The organism is Pantoea sp. CTOTU49201 (genome assembly GCF_032054795.1).
GTDB lineage: Bacteria > Pseudomonadota > Gammaproteobacteria > Enterobacterales > Enterobacteriaceae > Pantoea > Pantoea symbiotica.
The window spans coordinates 1-5619 of the sequence record NZ_DAMBSA010000312.1 but is presented as its reverse complement, the minus strand read 5'-3'; the positions used below and the strand labels follow the sequence as shown (position 1 = coordinate 5619).

Here is a 5619-nt window from a genome sequence, read left to right as displayed (position 1 = left end):
GTTGTCGCCGACTAAGCCCAGCACTTCGCCCGGCGCCAGTTGCAGATTGACGCCGCGCAGGGATCGTATCGAACCGTAAGTTTTGGTGATGTTAATCATCTCTACCCGCGCTGGGGTAGCGTGTGGCTGCTGCATCTGAACACTCCCAATCGGTTGCCGGGAATTTTGCCTGTTAACGCGAAAATGGCTTAACTGACACGATTTACAGTCTAGTAAACCGGTTTACCTGTCAGTTAAATCACTGGCCGCACTTCCAGAGCAATGGATTACAACGATATTTGTTTGCCGCTGGGAACATTGCAGCTTCTGTGCCAGGTTAGAATTTAGTCAGTTTAGCCTGCTTAAAACACATTGCGATTCAGCAGGTTAAAAATTTATTGTTGAGTAAACCGGTTTACCTGATTGCGCTCAAATTCATTATATCGATCAACTTTTGCGCCAAAGTTGTGCAATTTTGCGCCATCGTGGATCAGGGATGGCAGATTTGGATCGAATCGCGGCCGACCCATTCGACGGGCAGACGTGTTTCCAGCGGGATATTAACGTCGTTATTCAGCAGGCGCAGCATAATGTCCACGGCGGTATAACCCAGTTCCCGCGCGGGTTGGCGAATAGTGGAGATACGCGGCTGCGTCAGGTCGGTGTAGTTGGCATCATCAAAGCCGACCAGCGAAAGCGCTTCCGGTGCCTGTAAGCCACTGGCGCGCAAACCGTCCAGCAATCCCAGCACCAGATAATCGCTGGCCGCAAACACCGCAGAAGGGCGAGGCGACTGACTGAATAGCTGCTGCAAAGCCTGTTGGCCAAATTCACGTTCGTAGTTGCCGTACATCACCCATTCGGCAGGAACCGGCAAACCGGCCTGCTTCATGGCGGTGCAGAAGCCGAGATAACGTTCGCGCACGCTCATCAACTGTTCCGGGCCACCAATAAAGGCGACATGATGATGTCCAGCGGCGATCAGCTGTTCGGTGGCGATGCGTCCGCCCTGTACGTTATCGGCAAACACTTTAGGCACGCTGCTGCCGGGAATATCCTCATCCAGCAACACGATATGCTGATGGCGCTGAATTTCTTTACGCAACACGCCGTTATCTGGCCGGTTGGTGGTAAACAGCAGGCCATCCACCTGACGCGTATCCAGCCAGCGAATGAACTGCGCTTCTTTGTCGGGATTGTTGCGGGTGATGCACAGCACCAAGCTGTAACCGCGCGCCGACGCCGCTTCTTCTGCGGCATCGGCCAGTTCGGCAAAGAAGGAGTTGGTGATATCGGGCAGCACCAAACCCAGGGTTTCGCTGCCGCCTTTGCTCAGGCGTCGCGCCAGGCTGTTGCCGCGATAATCGAGCTGGCGAATCGCCGCTTCGATGCGGTCAATCGTCTCCTGCGGCAAGACGATACTGTGATTCATATAGCGAGAGACCGTGGCTTTTGAAAGCCCGGCTAATTGTGCCACGTCGGATAACAACACGCGTTTTGAATTCATGTTCCTCGCCATAATTACGTCAGGATCATCGTGTGGGGGTTGCAAGGTCGCCGTAAGGTCGCCATTAATGGCGACCCTACAAACCCGACTGTCGCGTAATCGCCATTTATGACGACCGCTTACTTAATTGTTGTTAATCATTACACATCCGCCGCCAAATAAACACTTGACAAAAAAAGTCACTCAGCGAATTGTATGCACAGTTTACCGCATTACCGGGAATTCATTCCCAAACCGACTTAAGTTATTTCACCAGGTATTCCTAGCGGATGGGTTGCCGAAACAAACTTAAGCAGGTCGCTTTAATCACACCATCGATATTTGCCCGCCAAAAATAATCTCAGTGTCTTAACGCTGGGAAACGCTGATTATTATTTATTCCCGACGAGGAACACCATGATGTTATCTTTCACCGGAAAACTGCGTTCATTGGTTTTGGCTTCCACCTTAATTTCTGCGGGTTCATTTTTCTCCCTGGCGCAGGCCGCGCCGACTTATGCGTTAGTACAAATTAATCAGCAGGCGCTGTTTTTTAATCTGATGAATCAGGGCGCACAAGAAGCCGCAAAAGCCAGCGGTAAAGATCTGGTTATCTTTAACGCGACCGATAATCCGGTGGCGCAGAACGATGCGATTGAAAACTATATTCAGCAAGGTGTGAAAGGTATTTTGGTTGATGCGATAGACGTCAACGGCATTATGCCCGCCATTAAAGAAGCCGCTGCGGCTAAAATTCCAGTCATTGCCATTGATGCGGTATTACCGGCAGGTCCACAAGCGGCACAGGTTGGCGTAGATAATCTCGAAGGCGGCAAAATCCTCGGTAAATATTTCGTCGATTACGTGGCGAAAGAGATGGGCGGCAAAGCGCGTCTCGGCATTGTTGGCGCATTGAACTCGGCGATTCAGAACCAGCGCCAGAAAGGCTTTGAAGAGACGATTAAAAGCAACAGCAAAATCACCGTCGCCGATGTGGTGGATGGGCAGAATATTCAGGACAACGCCATGACGGCTGCGGAAAACCTGATTACTGGTAACCCTGATTTAACCGCGATTTACGCTACTGGCGAACCGGCACTGCTCGGTGCAATCGCGGCGGTGGAAAACCAGGGCCGGCAGAAAGACATCAAAGTGTTTGGCTGGGATCTGACGGCCAAAGCCATTAGCGGTATTGATGGCGGCTACGTCACCGCCGTGTTGCAGCAGGATCCGAAAAAGATGGGTGAAGAGGCGCTGAAAGCCCTCAACGCGCTCTCTGAAGGCAAAACAGTGAGCAAAACCATTCTGGTGCCGGCCACCGTGGTAACCAAAGCGAACGTTGATACCTACCGTCCGCTGTTTAAGTAACCGATCACTCGCTGCGCGTGGCCAGCAGCGCAGCGAGTTCCTGCTGGTTGGGAAAAGCGTTAACGGTGCCGGTACGACTCACGGTAATAGCGGCAGCCTGGCTGGCATGCTGCAGGGCAAGCGCATCGGGCTCCACGCCGCGCAGTAGCGAGGAGGCGATCAGCACGGCGAGGAAGGTATCTCCCGCGCCGGTGCTGTCCACCGCGTTGACCGGTGATGCCGGACAGAAGTGGCGCTCGGTTTCAGTGATTAGCCATGCGCCTTGCGCGCCTTGGGTAATCACTAAGCTGCTTACGCCAGCCGGTTGCAGCAGCTCAGCTTCCATCTGGTTAACCACCGCGATATCCACCAGCGGCCAAAGTTGGGCGAAGTCAGGATTGACCGGCGAGGGATTAAATACCGTTTTCATGCTGTTGGCTTTTGCCCACATAAAAAGAAGACGGGTTTTCTCAACCGAGAAGTTGCCCTGTTGCAGCAATATATCGCCTTTCTGCGCATCGGCTAAAAAAGGCAACATCTGTTCGACGGTTAATGCATCTGCCGCTGCGGTAGTGGTAATAATGGCATTATCGCCATCGCTGCTGTTGAGAATAATTGAGGAGTCGCTGTGTGGTGAAGAATATTCAGTGGGAAACAGCTTAACCGGCTCATGCGCTATTTTCTCACGTAGCCATTGTCCGTTACTGTCGTGACCGATTGCGGCAATTAATTTTGTCTCGAGACCACAGCGAGCAATAACAATCGCCTGATTGGCGCCTTTGCCGCCAATATCCTGCGAGGTTTTTGCGCCGTGAATTGATGCGCCTTTTTGCGGCAAATCGCCAATAGACCAGGTTTCATCAACAACAATATTCCCTGCAACATAAATTTGCATAATGGTTCTCGTTAATAAGGTGAAGAAGATGGTTTCTATATCAGCAGGAAAAACCAGCGCAATACAAGATATTTTTTCCAGAAAGAAATCCGTGATTGGTGTTGTGCATTGCGATGCTTTTCCGGGTGCACCAAAATATCGTGGGAAACCGCTTTTGGCTATTATTGAGCGTGCGCTGCGCGATGCCGATAATTATATTTCCGGTGGCGTGCACGGTTTGATTATTGAAAACCACGGCGATATTCCCTTTGCCAAGCCGGACGATATTGGACCGGAAACCGCTGCCTTTATGGCGGTGATCACCGAAAAGATTCGCGAGCGCTTTGGCGTGCCGTTGGGCATTAACGTACTGGCGAATGCTGCCATTCCCGCCTTTGCTACCGCCTTAGCCGGCGGCGCGGATTTTGTGCGCGTCAATCAATGGGCCAACGCCTATATCGCCAACGAAGGCTTTATTGAAGGTGCGGCGGCGAAAGCGCTGCGCTATCGCAGCCAGCTGCGCGCCGAACATATCCGCGTGTTTGCCGACAGCCACGTCAAACACGGTAGCCACGCGATTGTTGCCGACCGCTCGATCCAGGAGCTGACGCGCGACGTCGATTTCTTTGAAGCCGATGCGGTGATCGCCACCGGACAACGTACCGGCGACAGCGCCACGCTGGATGAGATTGACGAAATCCGCGCCGCCACCGAGCTGCCGCTGCTGGTCGGTTCCGGCGTCACGCCCGCCAACGTTTGCCAGATTCTGGGTCGCACCCAAGGCGTGATCGTTGCCAGCACCCTGAAAGTCGACGGCGTGTGGTGGAACGAGGTTGAGCTGGAACGCGTGAAGCACTTTATGTCCGTGGCGCAAGCGGCGCTGGAGGACGCGTGATGAACAGTTTCACTGACCAGCTTTTGCAGCAGCACGACAAACTGTGGCAGGCGATGCAGCAGCATCAGTTTGTGCTGGACATCGAGCGCAATCAGCTGACCGACGCAGTGTTTAATCGCTATCTGGTGTTTGAAGGCAACTTCGTCGCAACCGCCATCAATATCTTCGCGCTGGCGGTGAGCAAAGCGCCGGATATCCGTCAGCAGCGCTGGTTAATCGGCGTGTTGAATGCGCTGGTGGACACGCAAATCGCCTGGTTCGAAGAGGTGCTGGCACGTCGCAACATCAACCCAATGGATTATCCCGACGATCTGCCCGGCGTCACCGCGTTCCGCGATGGCATGTTTACCGTGGCAAAGCAGGGCAGTTTCGCCGAAATCCTCACGCTGATGTTTGGTGCCGAGTGGATGTATTACCACTGGTGCGCGCGCGTCAGTACTCAGCCGCTGCTGGATGACGACATTCGTCATTGGGTCGATATGCATGCCGAAGAGGCGTTTCACCAGCAGGCGCTGTGGCTGAAAGACGAGCTGGATCGCGCCGCGCTGGCGTTGACGGAAGAAGATAAGCAGCGCTTGTCCGATCTCTACGCGCAGGTGCTGCAGTGGGAAATCGATTTCCACAGCGCCGCCTATCTCAGCTGCGAGGAGGCGAGATGAGCAGCTGTTTTATTGAAGCGCGCAACATCTGCAAACGCTTTGGCGCCTTAACCGCCCTTAATCAGGTCAATCTCAGTATTCATCGCGGTGAAGTGCTGGCGCTGCTGGGCGACAACGGCGCAGGTAAATCGACCTTCACCAAAGTGCTGTCTGGTGCCTACAGCGCCAGCGATGGCGAACTGTGGATCGAGGGCAAAGCAGTGAAATTCACCTCGCCGCGCCAGGCATCCGAACACGGCATCGCCACCATTTATCAGGAGCTGGCGCTGGCGGAGAACCTCAGCATCGCGGAAAACGTGTTTCTAGGCCGTGAACTCAAGCGGCGCGTGCTGGGCATTCCGTTTCTGCGTCGCCGGGAAATGCGCGAGCAGGTCGATCA

Annotated in this window: 6 protein-coding genes and 1 pseudogene; 4 read left to right on the top strand and 3 right to left on the bottom strand. The window is 53.8% G+C overall.

Going from position 1 to position 5619, the window contains the following annotated elements; all coding sequences use genetic code 11:
- Together RTY00_RS18595 and RTY00_RS18590 are read right to left on the bottom strand one after the other, a co-directional pair.
- A pseudogene (locus tag RTY00_RS18595) lies at window positions 1-99 on the bottom strand (sugar ABC transporter ATP-binding protein); the annotation flags it as partial.
- 370 nt (window positions 100-469) lie between these two features.
- The gene (locus RTY00_RS18590; RefSeq protein WP_312665421.1) at window positions 470-1498 is read right to left on the bottom strand and encodes a LacI family DNA-binding transcriptional regulator; all 1029 of its coding nucleotides are present in this window, start codon (window positions 1496-1498) and stop codon (window positions 470-472) included.
- A 384-nt stretch (window positions 1499-1882) separates the two neighbouring features.
- Between RTY00_RS18590 and RTY00_RS18585 the strand changes: the two genes are divergently transcribed.
- Window positions 1883-2833 carry a substrate-binding domain-containing protein gene (locus RTY00_RS18585; RefSeq protein ID WP_312665420.1) on the top strand — a complete coding sequence of 317 codons (951 nt, stop codon included), beginning with the start codon at window positions 1883-1885 and terminating at the stop codon, window positions 2831-2833.
- Window positions 2834-2837: 4 nt separating this feature from the next.
- Here RTY00_RS18585 and RTY00_RS18580 read toward each other — a convergent pair whose 3' ends face one another.
- The gene (locus RTY00_RS18580) at window positions 2838-3707 is read right to left on the bottom strand and encodes a PfkB family carbohydrate kinase (protein WP_312665419.1); all 870 of its coding nucleotides are present in this window, start codon (window positions 3705-3707) and stop codon (window positions 2838-2840) included.
- Window positions 3708-3735: 28 nt separating this feature from the next.
- Here RTY00_RS18580 and RTY00_RS18575 point away from each other — a divergent pair, with 28 nt between their 5' ends.
- From RTY00_RS18575 to RTY00_RS18565, 3 genes are all read left to right on the top strand, one after another.
- Window positions 3736-4581 carry a BtpA/SgcQ family protein gene (locus RTY00_RS18575; protein ID WP_312665418.1) on the top strand — a complete coding sequence of 282 codons (846 nt, stop codon included), beginning with the start codon at window positions 3736-3738 and terminating at the stop codon, window positions 4579-4581.
- Window positions 4581-5240, top strand: coding sequence for a TenA family protein (locus tag RTY00_RS18570; protein WP_312665417.1), 660 nt, complete (start codon window positions 4581-4583; stop codon window positions 5238-5240). Before RTY00_RS18575 ends, RTY00_RS18570 begins: the two co-directional genes overlap by 1 nt.
- Window positions 5237-5619: ATP-binding cassette domain-containing protein (locus RTY00_RS18565; protein WP_312665416.1), on the top strand; the 383-nt coding region annotated here is incomplete at its 3' end. The genes RTY00_RS18570 and RTY00_RS18565, both read left to right, overlap by 4 nt.

What these genes read in the sequence shown, in the direction of transcription:
- RTY00_RS18590 (WP_312665421.1), bottom strand. Translation starts at nt 1,498, where the DNA reads ATGGCGAGGAACATGAATTCAAAACGCGTGTTGTTATCCGACGTGGCA.
- RTY00_RS18585 (WP_312665420.1), top strand. Translation starts at nt 1,883, where the DNA reads ATGATGTTATCTTTCACCGGAAAACTGCGTTCATTGGTTTTGGCTTCC.
- RTY00_RS18580 (WP_312665419.1), bottom strand. Translation starts at nt 3,707, where the DNA reads ATGCAAATTTATGTTGCAGGGAATATTGTTGTTGATGAAACCTGGTCT.
- RTY00_RS18575 (WP_312665418.1), top strand. Translation starts at nt 3,736, where the DNA reads ATGGTTTCTATATCAGCAGGAAAAACCAGCGCAATACAAGATATTTTT.
- RTY00_RS18570 (WP_312665417.1), top strand. Translation starts at nt 4,581, where the DNA reads ATGAACAGTTTCACTGACCAGCTTTTGCAGCAGCACGACAAACTGTGG.